The 24,115-nt window shown below is 37.1% G+C and carries 23 protein-coding genes; 16 read left to right on the top strand and 7 right to left on the bottom strand.

Annotated features, from left to right (window positions below):
• Window positions 1-83: 83 nt before the first annotated feature.
• Window positions 84-983, bottom strand: a complete 900-nt coding sequence (locus ACQ76T_RS11855) for a magnesium transporter CorA family protein (RefSeq protein ID WP_431343499.1) — start codon at window positions 981-983, stop codon at window positions 84-86.
• Between the two features lie 73 nt (window positions 984-1,056).
• On the opposite strand from ACQ76T_RS11855, the gene ACQ76T_RS11850 reads away from it, so the two are divergent.
• A complete protein-coding gene (locus ACQ76T_RS11850) occupies window positions 1,057-2,079 on the top strand; it encodes a 3-oxoacyl-ACP synthase III family protein (RefSeq protein WP_431343498.1) in 1,023 nt (340 codons plus the stop codon).
• Between the two features lie 172 nt (window positions 2,080-2,251).
• On the opposite strand, the gene ACQ76T_RS11845 is transcribed toward ACQ76T_RS11850, so the two are convergent.
• Window positions 2,252-3,412: a thioredoxin family protein gene (locus ACQ76T_RS11845; protein ID WP_431343497.1), complete on the bottom strand. Its 1,161-nt coding sequence runs from the start codon at window positions 3,410-3,412 to the stop codon at window positions 2,252-2,254.
• A 300-nt stretch (window positions 3,413-3,712) separates the two neighbouring features.
• Between ACQ76T_RS11845 and ACQ76T_RS11840 the strand changes: the two genes are divergently transcribed.
• Window positions 3,713-5,335 carry a tetratricopeptide repeat protein gene (locus tag ACQ76T_RS11840; RefSeq protein ID WP_431343496.1) on the top strand — a complete coding sequence of 541 codons (1,623 nt, stop codon included), beginning with the start codon at window positions 3,713-3,715 and terminating at the stop codon, window positions 5,333-5,335.
• A gap of 382 nt (window positions 5,336-5,717) precedes the next feature.
• Here ACQ76T_RS11840 and ACQ76T_RS11835 read toward each other — a convergent pair whose 3' ends face one another.
• Both ACQ76T_RS11835 and pruA read right to left on the bottom strand, forming a co-directional pair.
• The gene (locus ACQ76T_RS11835) at window positions 5,718-5,918 is read right to left on the bottom strand and encodes a hypothetical protein (protein ID WP_431343495.1); all 201 of its coding nucleotides are present in this window, start codon (window positions 5,916-5,918) and stop codon (window positions 5,718-5,720) included.
• A gap of 210 nt (window positions 5,919-6,128) precedes the next feature.
• Window positions 6,129-7,754, bottom strand: coding sequence for an L-glutamate gamma-semialdehyde dehydrogenase (pruA, locus tag ACQ76T_RS11830; protein WP_431343494.1), 1,626 nt, complete (start codon window positions 7,752-7,754; stop codon window positions 6,129-6,131).
• Window positions 7,755-8,162: 408 nt separating this feature from the next.
• Between pruA and ACQ76T_RS11825 the strand changes: the two genes are divergently transcribed.
• The 13 genes from ACQ76T_RS11825 (at window position 8,163) to ACQ76T_RS11765 (ending at window position 19,946) form a co-directional block, all read left to right on the top strand.
• Window positions 8,163-8,528, top strand: a complete 366-nt coding sequence (locus ACQ76T_RS11825) for a hypothetical protein (protein ID WP_431343493.1) — start codon at window positions 8,163-8,165, stop codon at window positions 8,526-8,528.
• 155 nt (window positions 8,529-8,683) lie between these two features.
• On the top strand, window positions 8,684-8,986 hold the full coding sequence (ureA, locus tag ACQ76T_RS11820) for an urease subunit gamma (protein WP_034697260.1): 303 nt from the start codon (window positions 8,684-8,686) through the stop codon (window positions 8,984-8,986).
• Window positions 8,987-8,998: 12 nt separating this feature from the next.
• Window positions 8,999-9,367 (top strand): urease subunit beta, encoded by a 369-nt coding sequence (gene ureB / locus ACQ76T_RS11815; RefSeq protein WP_431343492.1) that lies wholly within the window; start codon window positions 8,999-9,001, stop codon window positions 9,365-9,367.
• A gap of 1 nt (window position 9,368) precedes the next feature.
• A complete protein-coding gene (gene ureC / locus ACQ76T_RS11810; RefSeq protein WP_431343491.1) occupies window positions 9,369-11,090 on the top strand; it encodes an urease subunit alpha in 1,722 nt (573 codons plus the stop codon).
• Between the two features lie 118 nt (window positions 11,091-11,208).
• The gene (locus tag ACQ76T_RS11805) at window positions 11,209-11,853 is read left to right on the top strand and encodes a hypothetical protein (RefSeq protein WP_431343490.1); all 645 of its coding nucleotides are present in this window, start codon (window positions 11,209-11,211) and stop codon (window positions 11,851-11,853) included.
• Complete coding sequence (gene ureE / locus ACQ76T_RS11800) at window positions 11,843-12,352, top strand: urease accessory protein UreE (protein WP_431343489.1); 510 nt, start codon at window positions 11,843-11,845, stop codon at window positions 12,350-12,352. The genes ACQ76T_RS11805 and ureE overlap by 11 nt, the downstream gene beginning before the upstream one ends.
• Window positions 12,345-13,043: an urease accessory protein UreF gene (locus ACQ76T_RS11795; RefSeq protein WP_431343488.1), complete on the top strand. Its 699-nt coding sequence runs from the start codon at window positions 12,345-12,347 to the stop codon at window positions 13,041-13,043. Before ureE ends, ACQ76T_RS11795 begins: the two co-directional genes overlap by 8 nt.
• Before the next feature lie 180 nt (window positions 13,044-13,223).
• A complete protein-coding gene (gene ureG, locus ACQ76T_RS11790; protein WP_236855392.1) occupies window positions 13,224-13,862 on the top strand; it encodes an urease accessory protein UreG in 639 nt (212 codons plus the stop codon).
• On the top strand, window positions 13,863-14,651 hold the full coding sequence (locus ACQ76T_RS11785) for an urease accessory protein UreD (RefSeq protein ID WP_431343487.1): 789 nt from the start codon (window positions 13,863-13,865) through the stop codon (window positions 14,649-14,651).
• 133 nt (window positions 14,652-14,784) lie between these two features.
• On the top strand, window positions 14,785-15,486 hold the full coding sequence (locus ACQ76T_RS11780) for a hypothetical protein (RefSeq protein WP_431343486.1): 702 nt from the start codon (window positions 14,785-14,787) through the stop codon (window positions 15,484-15,486).
• 200 nt (window positions 15,487-15,686) lie between these two features.
• The gene (locus tag ACQ76T_RS11775; RefSeq protein WP_431343485.1) at window positions 15,687-16,583 is read left to right on the top strand and encodes an urea transporter; all 897 of its coding nucleotides are present in this window, start codon (window positions 15,687-15,689) and stop codon (window positions 16,581-16,583) included.
• 87 nt (window positions 16,584-16,670) lie between these two features.
• Window positions 16,671-18,917 (top strand): TonB-dependent receptor, encoded by a 2,247-nt coding sequence (locus ACQ76T_RS11770; protein WP_431343484.1) that lies wholly within the window; start codon window positions 16,671-16,673, stop codon window positions 18,915-18,917.
• Window positions 18,918-19,058: 141 nt separating this feature from the next.
• Window positions 19,059-19,946 carry a helix-turn-helix domain-containing protein gene (locus ACQ76T_RS11765; protein WP_431343483.1) on the top strand — a complete coding sequence of 296 codons (888 nt, stop codon included), beginning with the start codon at window positions 19,059-19,061 and terminating at the stop codon, window positions 19,944-19,946.
• Between the two features lie 77 nt (window positions 19,947-20,023).
• Here the strand turns inward: ACQ76T_RS11765 and ACQ76T_RS11760 are convergent, their stop codons facing one another.
• From ACQ76T_RS11760 to ACQ76T_RS11750, 3 genes are read right to left on the bottom strand one after another with little or no spacing between them, the layout of a single operon-like run.
• Entirely contained in the window at window positions 20,024-21,130 is a 1,107-nt protein-coding gene (locus ACQ76T_RS11760; RefSeq protein WP_431343482.1) for a DNA topoisomerase IB, read from the bottom strand.
• 9 nt (window positions 21,131-21,139) lie between these two features.
• Window positions 21,140-21,307: a phosphatidate cytidylyltransferase gene (locus ACQ76T_RS11755; protein ID WP_431343481.1), complete on the bottom strand. Its 168-nt coding sequence runs from the start codon at window positions 21,305-21,307 to the stop codon at window positions 21,140-21,142.
• A gap of 24 nt (window positions 21,308-21,331) precedes the next feature.
• Complete coding sequence (locus tag ACQ76T_RS11750; protein ID WP_431343480.1) at window positions 21,332-21,769, bottom strand: DUF6526 family protein; 438 nt, start codon at window positions 21,767-21,769, stop codon at window positions 21,332-21,334.
• A gap of 340 nt (window positions 21,770-22,109) precedes the next feature.
• Between ACQ76T_RS11750 and ACQ76T_RS11745 the strand changes: the two genes are divergently transcribed.
• Entirely contained in the window at window positions 22,110-23,879 is a 1,770-nt protein-coding gene (locus ACQ76T_RS11745; RefSeq protein WP_431343479.1) for an aminopeptidase P family protein, read from the top strand.
• Window positions 23,880-24,115 lie beyond the last annotated feature (236 nt).

The following is a 24,115-nucleotide window of genomic DNA, read 5'->3' as shown; positions in this document are numbered from 1 at the left end:
AAGCTAAAATGCAAAAATCATGTATATCTTGTTGTGTAATGATTTTTGCATTTCAGTTTTATTTGGGGTTATTTTCCACCAGTTCACCACTGTCTGCGCCTTACATAAATAAAGGTACTGATCACGACTGTTGCCATAACTCCCAGTGTTATAAAGTAGCCATGTTTATGATGAAGTTCCGGCATATTTTCAAAGTTCATTCCATATACTCCGGCAATAAAAGTGATTGGTAAAAAATACACGGAATAAATAGCAAGAACTTTCATGACCTGGTTGGCCTTTTGATCCGAAAGGGCCAGAAACATCGAAATAAGGTTGGTGATCTGAATATTCAAATGATCAAAGTCGGCTACTACATCTTTGTGCTTATCTTTTAAATCCACAATCTCAGAATCCTGTAGATCTAGTAGTTTAAACTTGTCGATAGCATCTGTAGAAATAATCAGAACTCTTGAATTCAGTCCCGATTTTCGCTTCAGTTTATACAACCTTCGGATCTGACTGGTATGATTGGTGTTTTTAAGAAAGATTTCATTTTCAATATTATCCATGGTTTCCAATAGGCTGATGGATTCATCATCAAAACTCTTCATAATCAGAAGGGTGATCATGAGGGCTATTTTTTGGGGACTGACCTCTTCCTGCGTTACAGAAAGCTTTTTTTTCGTTTCCGTAATGCTTCTGCTTTTCATCCTGTGAATGGTAATAATGGTATTATTCAATAGGAAAATTCCGATTTTGGTACTGATGTCACTAATCGTGTTGAGGTTTTTTCTCTCCAGCTCCGTACTTTCGCGAAGAAGATAGAATTTTACATGTCCGTCTTCCTCATATTTTGGGAGGTGATTAGGATCTATGGTATCTTCCAAAAGGAGATTGTTGATTTCGTATCTTTCATGAAGAAATTTCAGGTCTTCTGCGGTAGGAGCCTCTACATCTACCCATTCGCACTGGGCGCTTCTGTATATCGTATCAATTGGCATAAAGTAAAAATACTAATATTTTGAAATACTATGTGTTAAATAAGTTTTATCTTTGCCAAAATTATAAAACTATATGATTAAAAGTACAATAAAAGGTGTTGGATTTTATGTTCCAGATAACGTTGTTACCAATGATGATTTAGCCGAACTAATGACTACGAATGATGAATGGATTACAGAAAGGACAGGCATCAAGGAACGAAGACACAGAAAAAACAGGTACGACTCCCAAGAGACCAGCGCTTATTTAGGTTGCAAAGCCGCTGAAAAAGCTATTCAGAATGCAGGTCTTACTTCAAAAGATATCGATTATATTATTTTTGCAACCCTTTCTCCGGATTATTATTTCCCTGGTTGCGGGGTTTTGCTTCAGGATATGTTGGGATGTGATACCATCGGAGCTCTGGATGTAAGAAATCAATGTTCAGGTTTTGTATATTCTATGAGTGTTGCGAATGCTTTTATCAAATCCGGTACTTATAAAAATATACTTGTAGTAGGCGCAGAGGTTCATTCTTTCGGATTGGATTTTTCAGATGAAGGAAGGGGAGTTTCCGTGATCTTCGGAGATGGGGCAGGAGCGATTGTTCTTTCAGCAACAGAGGATGAAAACGCAGGAGATATTTTAGCCATGAATATGCATTCCGAAGGAAAATATGCAGACGATCTTTGTACGCAGTTCCCGGGATCTAAATTCGGTTGGAGCGACAGAATGAGAAAAGATCCGGAAAACGTTACCAATAAAGAAGTATACCCAATCATGAACGGAAACTTTGTATTCAAACATGCTGTTACAAGATTTCCTGAAACCATGATGGAAGCTTTAAATAAAGCAGGAAAAAAAGTAGAAGATCTTGATATGTTCATCCCTCACCAGGCGAACTTGAGAATTGCTCAGTTTGTGCAGGAAAAATTTGGATTGCCAAACGAGAAGGTTTTCAACAACATTCAGAAATACGGGAATACTACTGCAGCTTCTATCCCAATTGCTTTAAGTGAAGCTATTGAGCAAGGAAAAATCAAGAGAGGAGATCTTGTTCTTCTTTCTGCTTTCGGAAGTGGATTTACCTGGGGAAGTGTTCTTTTTGAATACTAATCGAATAAAGATAATCATTGATTTTCACAAATATCATCATTGAAGAAGTGAAAATTCCCTTCCTCTGGAGGGATGGCAGAAATTCAGAGAATTTTTGACGGGGTGGTTCAATAATACTAAAAAAAAAATGCAGCGCTCATCACGCTGCGTTTTTTTGTTTTATAAAGATCTCTTAAAGACTTTTTAGTAATTTTTCAGTGTCGGAAGAATCTTCTCCTGAAGTTTTTGCCAGTTCAATAGACTTTTCAGCCCATATTTTTGCGTTTTTCTTATCACCTACCTTGTTGTAAAGGTTGGCTAGAGTATCTGTATTCGCAAAATTCTGATCTTTTTTCACAGATTCCTGTGCCCAAGCCACCGCTTTTTCTAAAGATGATTTGTTGTTTACATTTTCAAAAAAATTCCATGCAAGAGAATTTAATTCTGCAGAGCTCGCAGTGGAGTAATCCTGATAAAGTTCCAGAATCAGTTTTTCATAGGTAGGAATATCTTTATTCTTCAATGCTCTGTTGGCTTTCATTCTTTTTAAGATTTTGTCGGCCTCTTCTTTGCTCAGAAATTTTGAAGTTTCTGTCATGAAATAGCTGTCATTCCATGTTTTGGTCTCTGAATTATAAGCTTTTTGAGCTACAGTATTCAGTTTTATATTCTTGTTGATCGCCTCATATTTATCTGCAGGAATCAATTTCAGAATGTCTGCTTTTTTATCCTGAAAGGTCTTATATAAAGGGCTGTCTGTAGTTTGAGTACCTGAAAGAAGCATTTGAACATCTTCCTGATCTAATGTTGATTTTTGCTGAAAATATCTGTTAAGCACCTTTCCTGCAAATTCAGGATCATTATAAATGGTAAGTCCGGCTAGGTTTTTTAGGAATTCAGGATCTTTTTCTCCACTTTCGAACTGCTGCTTCAGAGAGGTAAGTCTTTTGCTTGGGTCCTCGGCATCTTTTGCAAACTGTATAAAATCGCTTTCTTCTACATAACCCAGTGTTCTGTGTACAGCTTCGCCATTTCCGTTAATGAACAGATAAGTAGGGAATGCTTTTACATTATATTTTTTGGCAAGATCTATTCCTTCTCCTTTTTCCATATCAATTTTGGCATTGATGAAATGAGAATTATAATAATCACCTACCGTTTTAAGAGGGAAAATATTTTTTACCATTAGTTTACATGGTCCACACCATGAAGCATAGGCGTCAATAAAGATAAGTTTGTTCTCTTTTTTTGCTTTGGCAACGATAGAGGCGAAGTTCCCGTCCTCGAATTTAATTCCTTGTGCCCAGGCAAAAGCTCCAATAAATAAGGTTGAAAGTATGGCTATTTTTTTCATAAAAACTTTTTATTCCATGCAAATGTAATAAATATGGTGACATTTAGCCAGATCATATTGAAAATAATTATATAGGAAACCTGTTTTTAATATAGGGATAGTAGGGTATGAAAGAAAATCGTTTATTATTTTGGTATAATTATTAAAATTAATGTAATTTGGTGTTTTAGGTTAAATCATTAAATTTCAACAGAATGTTTTAATTAAAAGCAAAATATCACTAGTTTTGTAAAAAACAAAAAGACACCTGTGAGAATAATGATGAATTATTATAAAATAAAAATAATAATTTGTTTTTCTATGTCTAAAAATGTACTGATACTTTTGTTTTTGCTCTCCGCAGCAGTCCCTATATTTTCTCAGAATAAAAATACGTTTGAACAGGCTTGTGAAAGAACTTCTTCCATTACTGCTTATAAGAACTTGCCAGAAGCTATTAAAACGGCAGATTCCCTCTATACTGTTTCCCAGAAACCATCAGAGAAAATAAGGAGTCTTATTCTTTCATCAGAACTGTACGATCATGCCGGAGAAATAAAAAAAGCAATTTACTACAGCGAAAATGCACACTCTTTGATCAGCGACGAAAATGATGTGGAACGGATGGTAGAAGTAAGCCGATTACTTGCGCGGCAATATAGACAGGTAGGGCTTTACGAAAGGGCGAAAAAATACATACTGAAAGGACTGGAAGCCTCAAAACAAATTGCTGATTTTCAAAAAAGTAATGAAGCTGCAGGTCTGCTGAATCAGGAAATGGCCTTTTATGAAATGGAGTTGGGAAATTATACGAATGCCATACGGTTTGTAGAGTTTTCTTTAAAACATTTTGGAAAAATAGAGAGCCGTAACGAAGATAAAACTACTGCAGCCTCTTACCAGGTTTTAGGGGATGTGTATTTCAAGGTGAACAATTATCCTGTTGCTGAAAGATACTACAGAAAAGCTGAACAATTACTTAAAGAAGGGAGTTGTACTCTGGGATTGGTGTACAATGGATTGGGAGGAATTCGCCTGAAGCAAAAAAACTGGGAAGACGCTGAGTTTTACCTTAAAAAAGCAGAGAAAATTGCAGATACCTCCCGAAGTCTTAAGCTTAAAAAAGCAGTTTATTCCAATATCAATGATTACTATGAAGGTACGGGTGATAATTTCAAAGCGTCTTTGTATGCCGTAAAGTATGTAAGAGCATATGACAGTATTGCTGCCCGTAATCATGGTTTTACAGGGAAAAATAAAGAAGTTCCTGTGGGAAAAAGCAAAGGCTCCGGAGAGGTAAGCAAAGCCAAAAATGTAGCCATTATTATCTTATTCTTATCCTGTATTGCTTTAATTATATTTTTCAGAACAAAACAGAAAAAACAACGTTCGAAATTAAGAAATATCATCAGAACCCAGCTGAACCTTATTAGCAGCAGAAGCCATCCTATACCTTCATCAGAAGCTCCTGAATTTTCTAATATATCTGTTGAAGAAATTGATGAAAAAGACTCCGAAGTAGACAGGAAAAGAAATGAATCTCTGATGACTTCAGAAACAGAATCCAAACTGCTGGAGCTATTAGAAGAATTTGAAAAAGGAGAACTTTATAATCATAAAGGAATGTCTTTGTCATTTCTTGCCGGTGAACTAAACACCAATACCAAGTATCTGTCTTACGTAATCAATCAGCATAAAAGCGCAGACTTCAAAACATATATCAACCGTTTAAGGATTAATTATATTGTTGATAAACTGATTAATGATGAAAAGTACAGACAATATAAAATCAGCATTCTTGCAGATGAATGCGGCTTTTCCTCTCACAGTAAATTCGCGGCTGTCTTTAAAGCGGTCACAGATTATTCTCCATCAGCTTATATTAAGCATATTGATACTGAAAATCAATTGAATAAAAATGTTCATTTTCCCGAAAATGATTAAAAAAAGCTGTTTTTTCTGAGCCCTGTCTTACCATTTTCGTGAAAATGGATAACCTATTATTTTACGAAACCCTAATGCTGCCCTATATTTGCCGCAGTTTTTACGGAATACGACTTAGTGAGATGTCTGTTTTGTATTAAAAGCATTATGTCTCTTTTTAAGATAAAGTAAAACGAAAAACTATCAGACCATGAAACTTTAGATATTCACATTTACCTATTTCAATTTTTTGAAATAATGATGACTCCAGTTTTTATCTGCTAAAGAAAAATTTTGATCCGGAGTTCCGTTTCACACCATATAATCGGGGTTGATTGCCCGGTTTTTTTTCAGTCAAGTTTTTTTAAGTGCAAATCCACAGTACGTCTGTGGATTTGTGATTTTATTTCGTTTTTATACTGTCGGTTTTTGTTGTTGGAGCAGGAGAAGAGGATTCGGAATTGGCTACGGCGGAATCGCCCATTTTATTTCTTAAAGAATCTTTATCGTGAGCCGCTTTATATTCTTCTCTCTTTTCTTTGTTTTGAGCACAGCTTCCCAGGAAAAGAATTCCAAGAACAGCTGTTATACAGAATGTTTTCATAATTGTTTTTTAATGATTGATGGTACTCAAATATAGTAATTTTATTAAAAGATAAAAAGATATTGTTATTAAAAATATCATTATTCCAGATGAATTTTAATTAGTCAGAAGATTGTCTTCATACCAAGCATAAAAAAACCTCAGAACCGAAATTCCGAGGTTGTATGGAAAGAACAGACAATAATTACTCATTGTCTATTACATATTTTATTATCCTAAATAAGGATATTTATAATCTTTTGGAGAAACAAAAGTTTCTTTTACGCTTCTTACAGACGTCCATCTTAAAAGATTCATTTTAGATCCTGCTTTGTCATTAGTTCCTGAAGCTCTACCACCACCGAAAGGTTGTTGACCAACAACAGCACCCGTTGGTTTGTCGTTGATATAGAAGTTCCCTGATGCATTTTCTAATGCTTTATAAGCCTCATTGATGGCATAGCGGTCTTGTGAGAATACAGAACCTGTTAATGAATAAGGAGAAGAAGAATCTACAACCTTAAGAGTTTCTTTCCAATCCTGATCTTCATATACAAATACAGATAAGATAGGTCCAAAGATCTCCTCAACCATACTTTCGTACTGAGGATTTGTAGTTTCAATCACAGTTGGGTGTACAAACCATCCTTTAGAATCATCATAAGTTCCACCAATAGCTACAGTAGCTTCACCGGAAGCATTTGCTCTGTCAATGTATCCTTTACATTTTTCGAAAGAATTCTTGTCAATAACCGCGTTCACAAAGTTAGACGGATCTTCAGGAGAACCGATTTTAATAGTACTCATTTGAGCTTCCATTACTTTTTTCACATCAGCCCAAAGAGATTTAGGAATATAAGCTCTTGAAGCTGCAGAACATTTCTGTCCCTGATATTCGAAAGAACCTCTTACCAATGCCGTTGCAACAGCCTCTACATTCGCAGATGGGTGAGCAATTACAAAATCCTTACCACCAGTTTCACCAACAATTCTTGGATATGTTCTGTAGTTGTGGATATTGTCACCAATCATTTTCCACATTCCCTGGAATACCTTCGTAGAACCTGTGAAGTGAAGACCGGCAAAATCTTTGTGTGCCAATACTTTTTCAGCAGTTTCTTTACCATCTGTAAAGATCATATTGATAACCCCTGCAGGAAGACCCGCTTCAGTTAATACATCCATGATTACTTTTGCAGAATAAACCTGCTTGTCAGAAGGCTTCCAAACCACTACATTTCCTAGCATTGCCATACAGGTAGGAAGATTTCCTGAAATAGCAGTAAAGTTGAACGGTGTAACCGCAAAACAGAATCCTTCTAATGGTCTGTATTCAACACGGTTCCAGATGCCATTGTCTGAAATAGGCTGCTCAGAATACATCTCAGTCATGAATTCTACATTGAATCTTAAGAAATCAATGAACTCACAAGCAGAATCAATCTCAGCCTGGTGTACATTTTTAGACTGTCCGATCATTGTAGCTGCATTGATGACATCTCTGTAAGGACCTGCTAAAAGATCAGCTGCCTTTAAGAAAATAGCTGCACGCTGCTCCCAACCAAGCTCGTTCCATGCACTTTTAGCTTCTAATGCCGCGTTGATAGCGTCATCCACATGCTGCATACCTCCCTGGTAATAGAACCCGAAATCATGAGCATGATCCTGAGGAGACTGAAGCTGTACTTTTGTATCAGTTTTTACTTCCTTACCATTGATGATCATTGGAATTTCAACCTTTTCAGACCACATTTTTTTGTATGTGTCGATAAGGCTTTTAACTTCCGGAGATCCCGGTACGTATGAATTTACAGGCTCGTTTACCGCTAATGGTACTTGCGAAATTGCTTTTGACATATTACGTTTTATTATTTTTATTAAATTAATAAGTATGTTGTATACAAATTTACGATAATTATAAGAAAAGAAAAAAATACCTCCTGTTTTTGTGAAATGAACTTTTTTACAAGATAATTGTTGCTCTTGAGCTGTATATTGGTAGAGAATGTTATGGATTATTTATTGAATTAACCAATACTTTAAATAGAACAAAAAACACACTGTTTAGGAAGAATTATATGAATACGGACAATAAATTATTTGTCATAGTTGATAAACTTACTTTATCCATTGTAAATAAAGGATTTATAGCCAAATGTTAAAATTATATAAAATTGTATTTGTTGCGATTTTGAACATTTTAAATAATTTTTTTGATAGCCTGCCTTTCAAGATTGTTCTAATTTTACACCATTATTAACAGGTATGAAAAAAAGAGTCTTATTTTTCTCTTTTGTGATATTTTTCTCAGCGTTGTGTGTAGGTTTTCTTACACATAAAGGGAAAACTCAATCATATTCTGATATTATTTCAAAAATTCATCTTCTTCAGCAAAAATCTGATCAGCAGACACAGGCTGAAATGTACAGCTTTTCAGACGTACAGGATGCACAGGATTCCAATGACTGGGAGAAAGTGAAATTTGATTACTCCATACTTGCACAGCAGTGGCTTCACTATTTCTTTGCAGGTTATTCTTCCAATACTCAGATAGCGGCCGTTCAAAACCGTGTCTATATTACAGCACCAAGATACATTCTGTATCATTCCCTGCAAATAGCGGGCTGCTAATCTTATTTTAAACTTATAATGATCCGTTGTAGTTTGTATTGATATCAGTACAGAACCATAGGTATCATACTTCCTATTACATTTTTGAACATTCTTATTTGCCTTTGCAGAAAGGTGAACCAGATACTGTTTGTCCAATTTTAAATAAAAATATTATGCACTTAACACCGAGAGAAACGGAGAAGCTTATGCTATTTCTAGCAGGCGAGCTCGCTCTAAAAAGAAAGGCCAGAGGTCTGAAATTAAATTACCCAGAATCAATCGCTCTTATTAGCCACTTTTTGCTTGAAGGAGCAAGAGATGGAAAAAAAGTAGCTGAATTGATGCAGGAAGGCGCCAATCTTCTTACCAAAGAGGATGTAATGCCAGGCGTATCAGAAATGATCCACGATGTTCAGATTGAAGCAACTTTCCCAGATGGAACGAAGCTTGTAACCGTACACAACCCAATCCGTTAATACCTATTCATCATGATACCAGGAGAAATTTTTGTAAAAGAAGGCACTATCATCTGCAATGAAGGTAGAGAAACTGTCAAAATAAAAGTAACCAATACGGGAGACCGTCCTATTCAGGTAGGATCGCATTTTCACTTTTTCGAAGTAAACAAGGCTATGAGCTTTGATCGTGAAAAAGCTTTTGGGAAGAGACTGAACATTGTAGCAAGTACTGCAGTGCGTTTCGAACCGGGAGAAGAAAAAGAAGTGGAGTTGGTAGAAATAGGAGGAACCAAAAAAGCAATGGGCTTCAATAATCTTGTTGACGGACAGATAGATTCCGAAGAACAGAAAAAGATAAGCCTTGCAAAAGTAGAAGAGTTAAACTTTAAAAATCAGTAAAATGAGCTTAAACGTAGACAGAAAACAATACGCCAATATATTAGGTCCTACAGCCGGAGACAAAATCAGACTGGGTGACACTGAAATCATTATTGAAATTGAAAAAGATTTCACCCATTACGGAGACGAAGCCGTATTCGGAGGTGGAAAAACCGTTCGTGACGGAATGGGACAGAATGTTACTGCTAAAAGAGATGAAGGTGTTTTAGACCTTTGCATCACAGGAGCAGTAATCATTGACCACTGGGGAATTGTAAAAGGAGATATCGGAATCAAAGACGGCAAAATTGTAGGAATCGGGAAAGCTGGAAACCCTGATACGATGGATGGTGTAACTCCTAATATGATCATTGGAGCTTCAACAGAAGTACATGGAGGAAAAGGATATATTGTGACTGCCGGAGGAATTGATACCCACATTCACTACATCTGTCCACAGCAGATTGAAACTTCTTTATACAGTGGAATCACCACAATGATCGGAGGAGGAACAGGTCCAAACGATGGAACGAATGCAACTACAGTAACGCCAGGTAGATTCAACATGCAGAAAATGCTTGAAGCAGCAGAAGAATATCCAATGAACCTTGGTTTCTTCGGAAAAGGAAACTGTTCGGCAGAAGAACCTATCGAAGAACAGGTAGAAGCAGGAGCTCTGGGAGTAAAGATTCACGAAGACTGGGGAGCAACGCCTGCAACCATTGACGCAGCGTTAAAAGTAGCTGATAAATATGACGTGCAGGTGGCGATCCACACAGATACCTTAAATGAAGGAGGATTCCTTGAAGATACGATGAGAGCCATCAATGGAAGAGTCATTCACACGTTCCACACTGAAGGAGCTGGTGGAGGCCATGCGCCGGACATCATTAAAGCAGCAATGTATCCAAACGTATTGCCGGCTTCTACCAACCCAACGCGCCCTTACACAGTCAATACAATTGATGAGCATTTGGATATGCTGATGGTTTGCCACCACTTAAGCAAAAATATTCCTGAAGATGTGGCTTTCGCAGATTCTCGTATTCGTCCTGAAACTATTGCAGCAGAAGATATTCTTCACGATATGGGAGTATTCAGTATCATGAGTTCCGATTCTCAGGCAATGGGAAGACCGGGGGAAGTGATCACAAGAACATGGCAGACTGCCAGTAAAATGAAGGAACAGAGAGGGGCGTTGGAAGAAGATCAGGATACCGATAATGACAACTACCGTGCAAAAAGATATGTGGCTAAATATACCATCAACCCAGCTATTGCACACGGTATTTCAGAATATGTAGGATCTATTGAAGAAGGAAAACTGGCGGATTTGGTGATCTGGAAACCTGCATTATTCGGAGCAAAACCGGAAATGATTGTAAAAGGAGGATTTGTAATTGCTGCGAAAATGGGAGACCCAAATGCTTCTATCCCAACTCCTCAGCCTATTATTTACAGAAATATGTTCGGAGCCCATGGTAAAGCTAAGTTTGGTACTTGTGCCAACTTCGTTTCTCAAATCTCTATTGACAACGGAACCATTGCTTCTTATAAATTGGAGAAAATGATTCTTCCGGTGAAAAACTGTAGAAATATTTCAAAAAAAGATCTTATTCATAATGACAAGACTCCTTTAATTGAAGTGAACCCTGAAAACTATAAAGTAACGGTAGATGGTGAGTATATCACTTGTGAACCGGCAGAAACACTTCCTTTAACGCAGCTGTATTTCTTGTTCTAAAAACAAATCTGTTAACGGTAAATCAAACCTTATAGGTTTTCGAAACCTATGAGGTTTACCTAAGATTTCAAAAGATCTATTCAAAGAAAATTTAAATCATTATAGAACTAAGCTTAGAATGAAATATTTAAATAAAACAGTTTTTTCTTTTGCATTAGCCGGTATGGCGATTCTTTCAGGTAATGTAAGTGCTCAGTTTCTGGGAGGACACCGAATTAAAAGTGACGAAGAAGGACCCAAAGGGCAGTTTATGGTGTACGGCTCGTTAGATTATTCTAAAATCACCACACCATCAAGCAGTAGCAGCACAGTTTCCAGTGCACCGCTGGGAGTAGGATACTTCATCAATAATAATGACCTTGTGGGAGTAAACTATGCCTATTCTCAAAATTCTGTTGATCACAATGTGGTTTATAAACAAAACGAAGCTGGAATCTGGTATAGCCCCTCATTAATGCTTGGAAAATACTTTGTACTGATTGGCCAGGTTGATGCTCACTATGTTTGGGGACAACAGCAGTCGGCAGCCGATGCAATGTATAACTTTAATGGGTTCCGTCTCCGTGCCTATCCTTTAATTGGAATCTTATTAGGCGGAGGTTGGGCTTTGAAATTCAAATTTGCAGAGCTTTCAATGCTTCAGACCAAAACAAAAGAAGAGGGCTGGACAAAGAGTTATGTTGCAGGACTTAGCGGTTCAACATTCGGAGTAGGTATTTCTAAAAACATTGACTTCAGAAAAAAATCCAAAAATGATAATTAATCAAATCATAGGCAATCTATCTGAAAATCCTACAGAGAAAATTATAGATTATCTCGACCTGGAATGGTTTGAAACCACCAAAAGAATTCAGCGTAAAAAAACCAGACAGGGAACCGATGTTGCTATCAAGTTTCTTAGAGAAGGTCAGCGTTTACGCGAGGGAGATATTCTCTTTGAGGATGCAGAAAAAATAATTGCGGTAAACGTTCTGGAAGCAGAAGCTATCGTGATGTTACCCGCTTCTTTGTTGGAAATGGGTACCGTATGCTATGAGATCGGAAACAAACATATTCCGCTTTTCATTCAGAATGATCAAGTATTGCTGCCTTTCGAAATGCCGATGTTCAGATGGCTGGAAGCAAGCGGTTTCAACCCGGAAAAACAATCCGTAAAACTGCTAAACCTTCTTAAATCTAATGTAGAACCTCATGGACATGGAAGTCTGGGATCCACAATATTTACAAAAATTTTAAAAATGGCAGCCCCAAAAGATGAATAATATAAACATTAATTTTCTGTCAGGGTTACTTCATCTGTCAGATCCTACACTTCCCATCGGAGGGTACACTCATTCCAACGGGCTTGAAACGTATGTACAGGAAAGAATTGTACATAATGTGCAAACAGCAAAAGAATTTGTTCAGAATATGCTTCAGTACAATCTTAAATACAATGACGGAGCTTTTGTAACAATGGCGTATAAGGCTGCCGAGAAAGGAGATTTACAGGAACTGCTGAATTTGGATAACGAATGCAATTCCATAAAATGTCCCAAAGAAATTCGCCAGGCCAGTCAGAAATTAGGCTTAAGATTGATCAAAATATTCAAAAGAAGAGAAAATTTTCCTTTTATGGAAGCTTTTGAGAAAGCTGTTCAGAATAAAGAAGCGAACTCTCACTACTGTATCGTATTCGGAGTGTATGCTTACTTAATGAAAATACCTTTGTACGAGGCATTGTTAGGCTTCTATTACACTTCAGTGGCAGGTATGATCACCAATGCTGTAAAATTGGTTCCTCTTGGACAGCTTGACGGACAGGATATTCTGTTTTCCTTATATCCTGTAATGGAAAAAACAGTTTGGGAAACCATAAAACTGGACAGAGATATGGTAGGCCTTTGTAATACTGCCTTTGATATCAGATGTATGCAGCACGAAAGATTGTATTCAAGGTTGTATATGTCTTAGGAAATAAAAACGATAAAGGACGGAAAGGCGGAATGGTACAGAATGATAACATGGAAGACGAAATAAATGAATGGATGAACCTTTTGCTGGATGAAACGCCTTTGCGACCTTAAAAATCTTAACAATCAAAAAAACTTAACGCCCTTAGCGTTTAAAAAGAATCATTTAAAATTTAGAAAAATGGAAAATAGAAAATACATAAAAGTAGGAGTAGCAGGACCTGTAGGATCAGGGAAAACTGCATTATTGGAACGTTTAAGCAGAAAATTATTCGGAATCTATGATCTTGGAGTAATTACCAATGATATTTACACCAAAGAAGATGCTGAATTTATGGCGAAAAACAGCCTTCTTCCTCACGACAGAATCATTGGGGTGGAAACCGGAGGATGCCCTCACACAGCCATTCGTGAGGATGCAAGTATGAACCTTGAAGCAGTAGATGAACTGGCTGCCCGTTTTCCTGATATCGAACTTGTACTTATCGAAAGTGGAGGCGACAACCTTTCAGCAACATTCAGCCCGGACCTTGCAGACGTTACTATTTTCATCATTGATGTAGCAGAAGGTGAGAAAATTCCTAGAAAAGGAGGACCTGGTATTACAAGATCAGATTTATTGATCATCAATAAAATTGACCTTGCCCCACACGTAGGAGCCAGTCTTGAAGTAATGGAAAATGACGCCAGAAGAATGAGAAAAGGAAATCCTTTTGTCTTTACCAACCTTAAAACTGATGAAGGTTTGGATAAAGTAATCGGTTGGATTAAAAAATATGCTCTTTTAGAAGAAATTGAAGAACCGAATTTAGTAAGATAGATGGATAGCCGTTTAAATATTATCGCAGGATTCAAGGGAGGAGAATCATATGTGAAAGATCTTTATGTCTCACTTCCCTTCAGAGTCGTTTCTGTAGGACAGAGAAAAAGTGACAAAAAGCTCTATCAGATGGTGATGAGCTCCTCTCCGGGAATTCTGGATGGAGACCGTTATCACCTTGAAGTTGCCCTGGAAAAAGGAGCTTCCCTTCAGCTGCAGTCACAGTCGTATCAGAGACTTTTCAATATGAAAGACAAAGCCGTTCAGGAGCTTAATGTAAACATGGAAGATAATACCTCTTTTGCCTATGTTCCGCATCCGATTGTTCCCCATGAAGATTCAAACTTTAAAAGTAAAGCTACTATTCATATCGGAAACAACAGCCAGATTATCATCAGTGAAATCATTACCTGTGGAAGAAAACATTATGGAGAGGTTTTTAAACTGAAGCGTTTTCAGAACCTTATGGAAATTTACCATAACAATAAACTGATCGTAAAAGACAACGTGGTGATTCAGCCGGATCTGATTCCTATCAGCAGTATTGGAAATCTGGAGCAATATACCCATCAGGGAACACTGATTTTCTACAGTACAAAAGAGAATGTAGATAAAACAGGTTTGATTGAAGAGATTGTTGAAGCAGCAGCACAGCATCAGGAAGAAATGGAAGTGGGAGTTTCTGAAATGGAAGACAGTGGTTTTGTAGTAAGAGCATTGGGACACGGCGGAGAAATGATGTACAACTTCTTCCTGTACATTCAGGAAATACTTTGGTCTCTAGAATAAAAATTAAAATGATTCTTTATTTAAGGTACATAGAAAATATTCAATAGAGGCGGGCTTTAGCCCGCAATACTAAAAGATACTTCCATTGGCTTTAGCCAAAACTTAATAGAGAACAACAATAGATAAATAGAAAATGGACAGTACAGTTTGGGCACTTCTTTTAAGCGCCGTTTCAATAAGTTTTATACATACAGCTTCCGGACCGGATCATTATCTGCCGTTTATCGTGATTTCAAAATCTAAGAAATGGAGTGGAATGAAAACGGCCGTGCTAACAGTCGTTTGCGGTCTGGGGCATGTGTTAAGTTCTTTAATTTTAGGTTTCATTGGGGTGTTTTTGGGGTGGCAGCTGAATAAGATCTCATGGTTTCAGGATATAAGAGGTAACTTTTCCGGTTGGGCTCTGCTTATTTTCGGAGGTATTTATCTGATATATGGTGTGATCCAGGCGATCAGAAACAAACCTCATAAACATTTTGACGTAATGGGTGACGATGTGTATGTTTATGAACACAATCACAGCGAAATGGTAATGCCGCAAACAAGAATAAAAGTGACTCCGCTTGTTCTTTTTATGATTTTTGTAATGGGACCCAGTGAACCTTTGATTCCTTTATTGTTTTATTCCGGAGTGAAGCATTCCACGTCTGAAATTGCAGTATTAGTTATTTCATTTACTGCAACTACAGTATTAACAATGCTGGGAATGGTTCTTTTGGGACGTTATGGGTATTCAACATTATTCAACACGGACAAGATTGAAAGATATATGGGAGTGGTAAGTGGAGCTGTGGTAACAGTCTGTGGAATCGGAATGGTCTTCCTGGGATGGTAAATATGAGTTTGAAAGTCAGAGTGTTTGAGAATGAAGACGGCAGAGTTTAAAAGTCTAGATTGCTATTCTTTACAAATTATAGACAATTCACAATTCACTTGCCAAGCAAAATTGACGATTGCATGTAGTGCTAGACAGTCTATCATCTATAAGTCTCTTGTCTAAATATCAACAGTCATTTAATACAATTAAAAAAAACTATGAACGAATTTTTCAAAAAACTACCTTTTATAGACAATGTTTTAAAAGGAATAGGGCAAATTATGCTTCAGGAAAACAGATGGACCGGACTTTTGTTTCTGATAGGAATTTTCATGGGCAGCTGGCAGTGTGGTATTGCCGTGTTGCTGTCTACTGCGGCAGGAACTTTCACAGCGATGAAACTTCGATATGACAAATCTGAAATTAATGCAGGATTATATGGCTTCAGCGCAGCATTAGTAGGAGTCGCCCTGTCTTTCTTATTTGAAACAACACTATTGATCTGGATCCTGATTCTATTAGGCGGAGCATTGGCTGCTGTTATTCAGCATTTCTTTATCCAAAAAAAGATACCGGTATTTACATTTCCTTTTATCGTTATCACTTGGGTATTGGTATTTGCTCTTCATCATTTTACTCATATTCCGCCATCTGCGTTGCTAAGCTGTGAAGTGATTCCTACCAAATATGACGATCTTCTTGCCTGTACCAACGGTTTTGGTGAGGTTATATTTCAGGGTGGAGTACTTTCGGGGATGATCTTCTTTATTGCCGTTTTCATCAGTTCACCGGTGGCAGCTTTATATGGGCTTACAGCATCTATCTTAGGAGCGGGATTATCACAAATGAATGGAGAACCTATCAAAGAAATTCATATGGGATTATTCGGATTTAATGCGGTGCTTTCTGCAATCGTATTTTCAGGCGTTAAAAAAACAGACGGTTTATGGGTACTTATTGCAGTGGTTATTACCATTGCAGTTGATGATTTCCTTGTTGATAACAACTGTCTGGGAGCTGTTGGAGGTGTATTTACTTTTCCATTTGTGGTAGGAACATGGATTACTCTTTTCATTCAGAAAACAGTTCGTAAGCTCGCAACAAGCCAGAGCTAAAATCTAATTTTCTGATCAGAATATAATTTACTCAATATTAAATAGTGCAATTTGTATTGTACAACATACATTTTACAAAAACAAAAAATGAAAATAACAAAAATAGCAGTCCTCTTTCTGGCAATGGGTTTCAGTGGAAAAATGATGGCGCAGGAAGCCGAAAAAAAACTGCTGATAAAAGATGCAGATGATAAATTTCCCATAGCAGATGTTTTGATAAAATATGACCATGGGAACAACCATACCCATACGGCCACAGACGGAACTTTTGCTATTCCCTTAAAATCTCTTCCCGATACTTTGGTGATCAGCCGTCCGGGGTATGATGAGGTAAAATGGGCTGTTACCAATGATGATGAACAGAATAAAACTATTTTTCTGCAACATAAACCTTATCAGATTTCTGAAGTATCCATCAATCACAGTTCATTCTTATCCGCAATCACTAAAGTTGATCTGAACAAATTTCCGGTGAATTCTGCACAGGATCTTTTAAGAAAAGTTCCGGGTTTATTTATTGCCCAGCATGCAGGTGGAGGGAAAGCCGAGCAGCTCTTCCTTAGAGGATTTGATGCGGACCACGGGACAGACATAAGCGTTAATGTAGACGGTATGCCTGTGAATATTGTTTCCCACGCTCATGGACAGGGATATTCTGATCTTCACTTCGTTATTCCTGAAACGGTAAATAATATCGATTTCGGAAAAGGAGCTTATTATATGGACCGTGGAGATTTTAACACCGCTGGATATGTTGATTTTCAAACGTATAATGGTTTAAAAAACAGTATGGTAAAATTGGAAGGTGGTTCTTTCAATTCTAAAAGAGTATTGGGAATGTTTAATATTCTGCATGATGATCAGGGAAGAAAGAATGCCTACATTGCGGCAGAATACAATTATACTGACGGACCTTTTGATGTGAAGCAGAACTTCAACAGAGTCAATATCTTCGGAAAGTATAATCAATGGATTACAGATAAAGATTATTTTAATATTCAGTTTTCTACATTCAACTCTTCATGGAATGCTTCCGGACAGATTCCTGAGCGCGCTGTAGATGAGGGAATTATCGGAAGATGGGGCAGTATAGATCCTACAGAAGGAGGAAAAACATCCAGAACCAATGTTCAGATGAATTTCAAACATATTATTTCTCCTTCTGAACAGATTGATGCCATGGCTTTTTATTCTAAATATAACTTCAACCTGTACTCTGATTTTACTTTTTATTTAAAAGATAAAGATCATGGCGACGAAATCCAGCAAACTGACGGAAGAAATATTTATGGAACGGAAATCAAATATACTAAAACGTTCTCTCTTCCCAACAGCTCTTTGAACTGGACTTCAGGTGTTGGGTTAAGAAATGATGATATCAATACGTTACAGCTCAACCACGTTTACCATAGAGATCTTCTGTTGGAAAGATTATCAAATGTTACCGGAACAGAAACCAATCTTCATGCTTACACAGGTCTGGTATGGAAAACCGGAAAATGGACGGTTAATCCGGCGTTGAGAGTAGATCATTTCATTTTTAATATGCATAATCTTCTGGATGTTGAGCAATTACCTTCCGGACAGTCAAAAGAAGCTACCAGAGTAAGTCCCAAACTTAATTTTTCTTACGCTCAGAACGACAATGTAATGTGGTTTCTGAAAACAGGGATGGGATTCCACTCCAATGACTTGAGAGTAGTGGTTCCTAATAAAAATGAAAATACCTTACCCTATTCCATCGGAGCAGATTTCGGGGTAAGATTGCATCCATTCAAATCATTGATCATCACACCAACCTTATGGTATATGGATCTGCAGCAGGAATTTGTGTATGTTGGAGATGATGCAGTGGTAGAACCTTCGGGGAAATCGAGACGTTTCGGGGCTGACTTGGGGATTCGTTTCCAGCCACTTGAAAACTTCTATCTGAATGCAGATGTTAATTACTCCCATGCAAGATTTATTGAAGAAGAAAAAGGCCAGGATTATGTTCCATTAGCTCCTGTAGTTACCAGTACCGGTTCTGTGAACTGGGATTTCCTTCATGGATTTTCATTGGGACTGCAATACCGTTATTTGGGAGCGAGACCGGCTGTAGAAGATAACAGCATCAGAACAAAAGCTTACTTTGTGAATGATTTGATGCTTTCTTATAACCGTCAGAAATGGGGTGCCAATATTCAGGTAAACAACCTTTTCAATGTAAAATGGAACGAAGCTCAGTTTGCTACAGAAACTCAGTTGAAAGGTGAAGCAGAACCTATTACAGATCTTACTTATACTCCGGGAAGTCCTTTCGGAGTGAGAGTGGGAGTGTATTATAAATTCTAGATTAAAGAGTAAAAGAGTGAGAGAGTTTTAGTATATAAAGGGTGGATGATAGAAATGCAGATATGTTTTTATTCTTTCACTCTTTCACCCCTTTTGCTTTAAAAATATTTTGTATAACTTTAAATAATCATAATATCGGATATGGAAGTATTATCCAATTTTCAATATAAAAAGCTTTTTCTTCCCAATATTACGGAGAAAATATTAGCCAATAATGCGGATATACAGCTTTATCGGATAGAAAACTATCTTAAAGGAATTCTAATGCCGGTTATTCCGTACCGTACGACTTTTAATTTTATTATTTTCGTCACCAATGGCCATATCAAACAGTATCTTGAAAATAAAGAATATCACGCAGAAAAAGGAGGCGTTATCTTTATCAAACAGGGAACAATAACGGCAACCGTAGAATTATCAGATGATATTGAAGGTTTTTTTCTGGCTTATGAAAACAATATTCTGTCTGAACAGGAACTGCCTAAACACAAGAGCAGCATCTTCTTTATGACTCCTTTTCTGAATCTTGACAGCCTCACCTATGGTACCATCACCCAGCTTCTTCCGATTATGGAGCAGGAACTATGGTTGAATAATCTGAACATCAATGATGTGACAGTAACGATGCTTCATTTGATCTTAATTAAAATGCTAAGCACAGATTCAGATACACACCATAAATCTGCCACACGTCCAATGGAACTTTCTCTTCAGTTTCGGGATCTCCTGTTTAAATATCATGTTGCAGAAAAAAGAGTGGCTTTCTACGCAGACAAATTATCCGTTACAGAGAGCTATTTGAATAAATGTGTAAAAGGCGTTACTCAGAAGTCCCCAAAACAATGGATCAATGAGATTGATATCAATTACAGTAAAGCATTGCTGCATTCCAGTAAAGATATTGCAGAGATCGCCTATGAGCTGAATTTTCATACCGCATCACACTTTACTCAGCTTTTCAAAAAAATTGCAGGAATTACTCCAAAAGAATACAGGATACAGTTTTCGAACAACAGAATTCCCGTTTAATGGAGAAAAAATAAAGACTGAATGGGCTTTATAAAGGTAATGAGAGATAGAGTAACACAGGTGGCCTGTCTCTTTCATTACATTTTTTCATTTTCAAGAATTTTCAAAACAAGCTTTTCTTCTTTAGTAAGATCAGCTTTTCCATCATTTTCTTCAATCATTTCCAGTTCGTCAAAATATTTTTGAATCGTATTGTTTTCGTAAAGGTTGATGACGAGAGGATGAACATAATATTTTTTGCAGACTGTACTGGTATTTCCGAGATGTTCCGCGACAATGTCCAGTGCTTCTTTTACTTTCTTTTTGTATTCGGCATTATTTTCAGCAAATCCTATTTCTTTAAAAGCAATCAGCGCATTTACAGTGCCGGACCATGTTCTGAAGTCTTTTGCTGTAAAATCGTCATTGCTTATTTCTTTGATATAATCGTTCACCATTCCGGAATCAATTAAATGACGGTTTCCTTCATCATCAAAATATTGAAAAAGTTCCTTACCGGGAATATCTTTGCATTTTTGAACCAGTCTTGCCAGCCTTTTGCTGCGGAGATCTACATGATGCATGACTCCTTTCTTCCCTTTAAAGGAGAATGTTATTTTTTGTCCTTTTATTTCTACGTGTTTATCTTTTAGAGTGGTGAGCCCGAAAGATCCGTAGAGTTTTTCGTAAATATTATTACCAATACGGATGTTGGTTCTCTGCATCAGGCTTACTATGAGTGCCAGAATCTTTCGTTTTTCAAAGTTTCTCAAGGCAAGATCCTGTTCCACCTGAAGACGGATATTAGGAAGTGCATACCCAAACTGAAGCATTCTGTAAAATTTGGTGTGATTTCTCAGAGCGTTCCATAAAGAATGATATCGGTACTGCTTTCTCTTTTTTACATCAAAACCTGTGGCCTGAAGATGACCATTTTCCAATGCACAGATCCATACATTTTCCCAGGCTGGAGGAATAACCAGTTTATTGATTCTTGAAATTTCTTCTTTGTCCTTTATTTTTTCTCCGTCTTTATAATAAGAATACTTCTTGCCGTTTTTCTTACGAATGATACCGGGCGTTTCCGCATCGGTGGTATATACAAGATGTACCGCCTTTGCAGAAGCCTCGGGATCTTTCATAATTTTAACAATTTTCGCAGGTTTTAAATGAGAAATGATCTCTACCTCTGTATTCTTCTCCATAAGACATGGTTAAGAGTTTTTACCCTTCGAAAAAATCAGTAAAAGAATCACTACAATTACACAGACTAAGAAGATTCCCCACCACATTCCTGCTTTAAAAATTGTTCCTACTGCTTCGCAGCTTGTTAATGTTAATAAACTGAATATCGTAATACTGTAAAAGCTCCATTTTTTCATAGCTTGATGTTTTTTGATTGGTTGTTATACTCTAAGTCGGTCTGCTCTCCAGTTTTTGATGGATCTTTTAATTTCGTCCCCTGAAATATTCTCATGAAGAGCTCTGTACAAAAGTTCTTTGAATTCATCATCATAGGTAAATCTTAATGCCGCAATCTGGTCAAATCTTAATTTCTCAGCAGTTTCATCAGATCTAATATTGAAAATTTCAAAATACCGCTGTTTAAATTCAAGAATGATCATACGGTTTTGAAGTCCCAATGCATAATGTTGTCTTGTCATAAATGCCAGATAAAATAGCAGAAAAATGACAATAGAAAAAAGTATCCAGGTTAGCTTTTGCTCGGGATCATTTCCAATTTTATAGATTCCGAATATCTCCAGTACAATTAATAAAGGAAGATAGATGAAGTGATGAGGTGGATAAAATTTCCTGTGATTTTTGTAATTCTGTTGTTTCATACTGTAAAAATACAGCAATAACCTTTCCAATTTTTATTATTTTGATAATAAAATCTCATTTGTGGTATATTTTAAGTGTTTTTAAAAGCTGTTTTATGGGGTTGTATTGGAGATAAGAGTATTTTAGTTTTATTTTAATATTTTACGTTTTTCGCAGCTTGTTTTTTAAAGAAATTGGTGGGTAAACCTTCTGTCAGATGTAGAATCGTATATATCAGAAGGATTTCAGTATAATGGAGATCGTATTAACATTAATCGTATTTATATTGAAAAATAGGGCCTTTATTTCATCTGTGGACATCAAATTTTTCGTAACTTTCGGTGTTTAAAAAAGAAAAAAATGACTTCAAAGGAAAAAGTTGCTGCACTTCGCGAAGAAATGCAGAAAAATAATGTTGATGCATTTATAGTATATTCTGCAGATCCGCATATGAGTGAGTACCTTCCTGAAGAATGGCAGGAAAGAGCATGGCTGTCCGGATTCTTGGGTTCAGCTGGTTTTGTGGTAGTTACCAAAAATAAAGCCGGACTTTGGACAGACGGAAGATACTTTACCCAGGCTGCTATCGAACTGGAAGGATCAGGAATTGATCTTTTCAAAGACGGAATGGAAGGAACCCCCAATTATATCGATTGGATTATTTCTGAGATTCCTACCGGTGGCAAAGTGGCTGTAAATGCTTTAGCCGCTTCTAATGCTAACTGGGAGCTGCTTTCTCAAAAATTAAACTCCAAAAATATTACCCTTATAGATTTTCCACTTTTAAAAGAAGTCTGGAAAGAAAGAGGAACTCCCTCAGCTAATCCTATCTACGTACACCCTGTAGAAAGAGCAGGTAAATCTGTGGCAGATAAAATTGCTGCAATACGTCAGAAAATGGAAGAACAGCAAGCTACGGTTCATATTATTTCAAGTTTGGATGATGTAGCATGGACTTCCAATCTGAGAGGAAGTGATGTAGACTGTAACCCTGTATTTTTAGGATATATCGTAATCACTAAAAATGATGCTGTTCTGTTTACAGGACTGGAAAAACTGCAGGTGGAAGCCAGAAAGCAAATGGATGATTCTTTCGTGAAAATGATGCCGTACGAAGAATTCTACAATTACCTGAACGCTTTTAAAAATGAGAAAGTATTGGTTTCTCCCAATAGCAATCAACAGATTTTTGAAACTTTAAAAGCAGATAATCAGTTTATCAAAGCTCCGGTACCGGGAAATCTGATGAAAGCCCAGAAAAATGAAGCTGAACTTGAAGGTTTTAGAACGGTAATGGTAAGAGATGGTGTTGCCATGGTGAAATTCCTTTACTGGCTAACTCACAATGCAGGAAAAGAAGCCATGAACGAATATTCGATCGGTGAAAAGCTGAGAGGTTTCCGTGCAGAAGGTGAAAATTTCGTGGGCGAAAGTTTCGGTTCTATCATTGGATATAAAGATAATGGAGCCATTATGCACTATTCTGCCAAAGAAGAAGGAAGCAAAGAGGTTACCAATGAAGCGACCATCTTGGTAGATTCGGGAGGTCAGTATTTGGAGGGAACTACAGATATTACAAGAACTTTTGCATTAGGTACTCCTTCTGAAGAGTTCAAAAGAAACTCTACCTTGGTATTGCAGGGGCTGATCCGTTTATCCATGGTTAAATTCCCTAAAGGAACCAAAGGGGTACATTTAGATGCGATCGCAAGACTTCCTTTATGGATGGAAGGCAAAGACTTCAACCACGGAACAGGACATGGAGTAGGAAGCTTCATGAATGTTCACGAAGGGCCGCAAAACATCAGAAAAGATATGAATCCTCAGGATCTTCTTCCAGGAATGGTATGCTCCAACGAACCTGGGTATTACCTTGAAGGGCAGTACGGAATCCGTCATGAGAACCTAATTGCTGTAAAAGAAGCAGAAAAAACAATCCATGGAACATTCTATGAATTTGAAACCCTTACATTCTGCCCATTCTTTAAAGATACTGTTGTGAAGGAGATTCTATCGGAAACAGAAATCGCATGGTTAAACAATTATCATAGAACTTGCGAGGAAAAAATAGCTCCTTACCTGGAAGGAGAAGTTAAAGAATGGTTCTTACAACTGGTAAGCCCGCTTTAATAGAAAAGAAAGTCGATAAAGAGAAGCAGATTGATTATCTGTTTTTAATTATTGTACTTTAAACATTCAACAAAATAATTGTTAGATAAACTATAAAGTCCTGTAAGTATCACTTGCAGGGCTTTTTTATGTACACTACCGTATTTTTACGGATACACTTATGGGGATTCCCCTGAGGCTTTGCCGGCAGACTGTACTTATCTTTGTACCAACACAAAATCATTCATATCTTCATA

Source organism: Chryseobacterium sp. JK1 (genome assembly GCF_050632815.1).
In the GTDB taxonomy this organism is placed as follows: Bacteria; Bacteroidota; Bacteroidia; order Flavobacteriales; family Weeksellaceae; genus Chryseobacterium.
This window is presented reverse-complemented; position numbering and strand designations above follow the sequence as displayed.

Coding starts and splice junctions, on each gene's coding strand:
- ACQ76T_RS11855 (WP_431343499.1), bottom strand. CDS start 983: ATGCCAATTGATACGATATACAGAAGCGCCCAGTGCGAATGGGTAGAT.
- ACQ76T_RS11850 (WP_431343498.1), top strand. CDS start 1,057: ATGATTAAAAGTACAATAAAAGGTGTTGGATTTTATGTTCCAGATAAC.
- ACQ76T_RS11845 (WP_431343497.1), bottom strand. CDS start 3,412: ATGAAAAAAATAGCCATACTTTCAACCTTATTTATTGGAGCTTTTGCC.
- ACQ76T_RS11840 (WP_431343496.1), top strand. CDS start 3,713: ATGTCTAAAAATGTACTGATACTTTTGTTTTTGCTCTCCGCAGCAGTC.
- ACQ76T_RS11835 (WP_431343495.1), bottom strand. CDS start 5,918: ATGAAAACATTCTGTATAACAGCTGTTCTTGGAATTCTTTTCCTGGGA.
- pruA (WP_431343494.1), bottom strand. CDS start 7,754: ATGTCAAAAGCAATTTCGCAAGTACCATTAGCGGTAAACGAGCCTGTA.
- ACQ76T_RS11825 (WP_431343493.1), top strand. CDS start 8,163: ATGAAAAAAAGAGTCTTATTTTTCTCTTTTGTGATATTTTTCTCAGCG.
- ureA (WP_034697260.1), top strand. CDS start 8,684: ATGCACTTAACACCGAGAGAAACGGAGAAGCTTATGCTATTTCTAGCA.
- ureB (WP_431343492.1), top strand. CDS start 8,999: ATGATACCAGGAGAAATTTTTGTAAAAGAAGGCACTATCATCTGCAAT.
- ureC (WP_431343491.1), top strand. CDS start 9,369: ATGAGCTTAAACGTAGACAGAAAACAATACGCCAATATATTAGGTCCT.
- ACQ76T_RS11805 (WP_431343490.1), top strand. CDS start 11,209: ATGAAATATTTAAATAAAACAGTTTTTTCTTTTGCATTAGCCGGTATG.
- ureE (WP_431343489.1), top strand. CDS start 11,843: ATGATAATTAATCAAATCATAGGCAATCTATCTGAAAATCCTACAGAG.
- ACQ76T_RS11795 (WP_431343488.1), top strand. CDS start 12,345: ATGAATAATATAAACATTAATTTTCTGTCAGGGTTACTTCATCTGTCA.
- ureG (WP_236855392.1), top strand. CDS start 13,224: ATGGAAAATAGAAAATACATAAAAGTAGGAGTAGCAGGACCTGTAGGA.
- ACQ76T_RS11785 (WP_431343487.1), top strand. CDS start 13,863: ATGGATAGCCGTTTAAATATTATCGCAGGATTCAAGGGAGGAGAATCA.
- ACQ76T_RS11780 (WP_431343486.1), top strand. CDS start 14,785: ATGGACAGTACAGTTTGGGCACTTCTTTTAAGCGCCGTTTCAATAAGT.
- ACQ76T_RS11775 (WP_431343485.1), top strand. CDS start 15,687: ATGAACGAATTTTTCAAAAAACTACCTTTTATAGACAATGTTTTAAAA.
- ACQ76T_RS11770 (WP_431343484.1), top strand. CDS start 16,671: ATGAAAATAACAAAAATAGCAGTCCTCTTTCTGGCAATGGGTTTCAGT.
- ACQ76T_RS11765 (WP_431343483.1), top strand. CDS start 19,059: ATGGAAGTATTATCCAATTTTCAATATAAAAAGCTTTTTCTTCCCAAT.
- ACQ76T_RS11760 (WP_431343482.1), bottom strand. CDS start 21,130: ATGGAGAAGAATACAGAGGTAGAGATCATTTCTCATTTAAAACCTGCG.
- ACQ76T_RS11755 (WP_431343481.1), bottom strand. CDS start 21,307: ATGAAAAAATGGAGCTTTTACAGTATTACGATATTCAGTTTATTAACA.
- ACQ76T_RS11750 (WP_431343480.1), bottom strand. CDS start 21,769: ATGAAACAACAGAATTACAAAAATCACAGGAAATTTTATCCACCTCAT.
- ACQ76T_RS11745 (WP_431343479.1), top strand. CDS start 22,110: ATGACTTCAAAGGAAAAAGTTGCTGCACTTCGCGAAGAAATGCAGAAA.